The 3,666-nt window shown below is 73.9% G+C and carries 4 protein-coding genes; 1 reads left to right on the top strand and 3 read right to left on the bottom strand.

What is annotated here, in order from left to right:
* Window positions 1-46: 46 nt before the first annotated feature.
* The 3 genes from GTW08_RS16815 to GTW08_RS16805 form a co-directional block, all read right to left on the bottom strand.
* The gene (locus GTW08_RS16815) at window positions 47-1,309 is read right to left on the bottom strand and encodes an MFS transporter (protein WP_073576031.1); all 1,263 of its coding nucleotides are present in this window, start codon (window positions 1,307-1,309) and stop codon (window positions 47-49) included.
* Between the two features lie 41 nt (window positions 1,310-1,350).
* Window positions 1,351-2,025 carry a Crp/Fnr family transcriptional regulator gene (locus tag GTW08_RS16810; RefSeq protein ID WP_020628211.1) on the bottom strand — a complete coding sequence of 225 codons (675 nt, stop codon included), beginning with the start codon at window positions 2,023-2,025 and terminating at the stop codon, window positions 1,351-1,353.
* Between the two features lie 162 nt (window positions 2,026-2,187).
* On the bottom strand, window positions 2,188-2,436 hold the full coding sequence (locus GTW08_RS16805) for a hypothetical protein (protein WP_043282623.1): 249 nt from the start codon (window positions 2,434-2,436) through the stop codon (window positions 2,188-2,190).
* A 352-nt stretch (window positions 2,437-2,788) separates the two neighbouring features.
* Here GTW08_RS16805 and nth point away from each other — a divergent pair, with 352 nt between their 5' ends.
* Complete coding sequence (gene nth, locus GTW08_RS16800) at window positions 2,789-3,520, top strand: endonuclease III (RefSeq protein ID WP_304580140.1); 732 nt, start codon at window positions 2,789-2,791, stop codon at window positions 3,518-3,520.
* The last annotated feature ends 146 nt before the right edge of the window (window positions 3,521-3,666 follow it).

Raw genomic sequence — 3,666 nt, 5'->3', positions numbered from 1 at the left:
TCGCCGGCGACGACGTCGCGCAGCCGCCGCAGCTCCCCGGCGCCGCTCACGCCCGGCTCCCGGCCGCGACGACGCGGGGCTCGGTGTCGGCGACCGATCCGCGGCGCAGCCACAGCAGCCCCGCGACGAGCAGCCCCAGGGCGCCGCCCGTCGCGTATCCGCCCGGCCCGACGAGGTCGATCATGACGCCGGACAGGGCCTGCCCGACCGAGACCCCGAGCACCGCGGCCATCACCATCCAGTTGAACGCCTCGGTCGCCGACCCCGCCGGAGCGGTCTGCTCGACGCCGAGGGAGTGCGCGGTGACCTGCGGGGTGATCAGCGCGCCGGCGACCATCATCACCACGGCCAGCAGCACCAGCGAGCCGAGCGGGGAGACGAGCCCCATCGCCGTCACCAGGACGGCGAAGCCGGCGAGCAGGACCGGCAGCCGCAGATGCAACGGCCGCGGCCAGGGCCGCATCCCGTAGAGCACCCCGGTCAGCACCGAGACCACCGACCAGAGCGAGAGCAGGACCCCGCCGGCGGCGGGCGAGCCGGCGAACGCGGTCGCGGCGATCACGCCGACCTCGGCGGTCCCCGCCACCAGCCCGAACCCGAGCGACGCCAGCGCCACCGTCCGCAGCCCGGGGCGCCGGAACACCCCGAGCAGCCCGGCCTCGACCGGCAGCGACCCGTCGGCGCGCTCGGCGCGGATGCGGGCCGAGCGGCGTCGTACGGCGGCGGTCAGCGCGAACCAGGTGGTACCGACGATCTCCGCGGTCGCCGCGACGACGAGCGCGGTGCCCGGCCACGGCGTCGCCACCACCAGCACCGCGGCCAGCGCGGGACCCATGATGAAGAAGATCTCGAGGCTGATCGCCTCGTAGGTGTAGGCGGCCTCGCGGCGCGGCCCGGGCGGGGTCAGGTCCGACCACAGCGCCCGCGACGATCCCTCGAACGCCGGCGTCGCGAGCCCGGTGACGACCGCGACCGCGACGGTGAGCGGCAGCGCCGCCCGGTACTCGATGCTCAGCACCAGCCCGGTGACGCACAGCAGGTAGACCGCGACGAGCACCAGCATCGGCCGGGTCGGGCCCAGCCGGTCCAGCACCCGCCCCTGCACGACCGTGCCGACCGCGGTCCCGACCAGCAGCGCCGCGGAGACCGCTCCGGCGACGGCGTAGGAGCCGTGGACCTCACGGACGTAGAGCAGCGTGGCGAGACTGTGCATCGCGATCGGGAACCGACCGAGGACGGAGGCACAGACCGGCGCGGCCGCCCCGGGGGTGCCCAGGGCGGCGCGGTAGTCGGAGAGAGCGGCGGGCACGCCCCAGCATCACATGATCTGGGACGCCCGTACCAGAGAATTCAGCGCGCGCGCCGCGCGAGCCGCTCCGGCTCCAGGATCAGCACGCTCTTGCCCTCGAGACGCAGCCAGCCACGGTGCGCGAAGTCGGCGAGCGCCTTGTTCACGGTCTCGCGGGAGGCGCCGACGAGCTGGGCGATCTCCTCCTGCGTGAGGTCGTGGGTGACCCGCAACAGCCCCGACTCCTGGGAGCCGAACTGGCGCGCGAGCTGCAGGAGCGACTTCGCCACACGGCCCGGCACGTCGGTGAAGATCAGGTCGGCGAGCATGTTGTTGGTGCGGCGCAGGCGACGGGCCAGCACGCGCAGCAGCTGCTCGGCGATCTCCGGACGCTTGCCGATCCACTCCCGCAGCGCGCTGCGGTCCATGGTGTAGCAGCGCACCTCGGTGACCGCGGTCGCCGACGACGTGCGCGGGCCCGGGTCGAAGATCGACAGCTCGCCGAACATGTCCGACGGGCCGGCCACCATGAGCAGGTTCTCCCGGCCGTCGGGGGACTTCCGGCCGAGCTTCACCTTCCCGCCCGACACGATGTAGAGGCGGTCACCGGGCTCACCTTCGGAGAAGATGACCTGCCCGCGGGAGAACTCGGCAGTCTCCAGAGCTTCGGCCAGCGCCTCGGCGGCCTGGGGCTCCACACCTTGGAAGATCCCTGCCCGGATCAGAACCTCGTCCACTGCAATGCTCCTCGTTCACCGGCCGTATCGTCACGGCGGGTCGTCGGCGCGTCAGTGTAGAGGTCTTCGCCACACACGTGCGCACCACTGGCCCGATCGGATTGACATCCGATCGGGTCCGATTCGTCGCGGGGCGCTGTCACGCACCCGTACGCGATCTTGTCAGGCCGACGGGACCTGGCTCCGACGAGCCCCCCGGCGGCGCCGGTTACGCAGCCGGAACAGCTCCAGCGCGCGGCCCGTGCCGGACCGGAACAGGGCACGGACCTCGTCCGGACGCGGCTGTTCGAGCATCTCGTCCAGCTCGTCCTGGCGCACGGTGGACTCCCGCATGCGGGACTCCACGCGCTCCATACCGAGCGCGAAGAACATCACGAGCAGCGGGACGAGAACGCTCAACCAGGCAGTCATGGCAACTCCGATCCTCCCGTACGGGTTCGCAGCCCGGCCGGTCGGGGGTGGCCGCGTCGCCGTCTTCGTGACGCGACCGTGACCTCGTAGCCCGTTCGGCGCACACCCGGCCGGGTGCGCGCACCGCTCGTCGGACGCGTCGCCGCGCCGGCCGGTCGAACACCACCCGGCGTGGACCGGACGGCGCCCGGCGGCGAGCGGTGCACGGCGCGACACCGTGACACGACTGTCGGTGCCCACCCGTACGCTCGGTCACGTGAGCACCTCCGCCGGACGGCCGTCGCGGGCGTCGCGGCCCACCCCCCGCGCCGCCGCCGGTCTGGCCGCGCGCGTCGCGGCCGGGGAGAGCCCGATCGGGCGAGCGCGCCGGGTCAACCGCATCCTCCGGTCGCTGGCGGAGGCCTATCCGCACGCGCACTGCGAGCTGGACTTCACCACCCCGCTGGACCTCGCCGTCGCGACGATCCTGTCCGCGCAGTGCACCGACGAGCGGGTCAACCAGGTCACCCCCGCGCTGTTCGCCCGGTACCCCACCGCCGCGGACTACGCGGGCGCCGACCGGACGGAGCTCGAGGAACTGATCCGCTCCACCGGCTTCTACCGGAACAAGGCGACGTCGCTGACCGGGCTGGGCGCCGCCGTCGTCGAGCGGCACGGCGGGGAGCTGCCGTCGACGCTGGACGAGCTGGTGAAGCTGCCCGGCATCGGGCGCAAGACCGCAAACGTCATCCTCGGCAACGCGTTCGGCGTCCCCGGGATCACCGTCGACACCCACTTCGGACGCCTGGTCCGCCGCTGGGGCTGGACGACCGAGGAGGACCCCGTCAAGGTCGAGCACGCGATCGGCGAGCTCGTCCCGCGGCGGGACTGGACGATCGTGTCCCACCACGTGATCTTCCACGGCCGCCGGGTCTGCCATGCGCGCAAGCCGGCCTGCGGCGCCTGCACACTCGCGGCGGACTGTCCCGCCTTCGGGCTCGGCCCCACCGACCCGGGCGAGGCCGCGGCGCTGGTCAAGGGCCCGGAGCGGGACCACCTGCTCGCACTCGCGGGGATCGCGGGGCCGCCCGGGGACGGCCGGTGACCCGGACAGGCGCCTCCCGCTCCGAGATCGTCTCGACCGTGGTCGTCGTCGTCCTGGTGGCGATCGCGGTCTGGGCGCTGTGGCCCTCGGGCCCCGCCCCCGGCGGGAGCGGCGGCGCCGGGCCCGCGGCGAGCGCCGCCCCGGCC

It is taken from the genome of Pseudonocardia sp. SID8383 (genome assembly GCF_009864975.1).
In the GTDB taxonomy this organism is placed as follows: domain Bacteria; phylum Actinomycetota; class Actinomycetes; order Mycobacteriales; family Pseudonocardiaceae; genus Pseudonocardia; species Pseudonocardia alni.
Note: the sequence above shows the minus strand (reverse complement) of the source record. Positions and strands in the feature narration are given on the sequence as shown.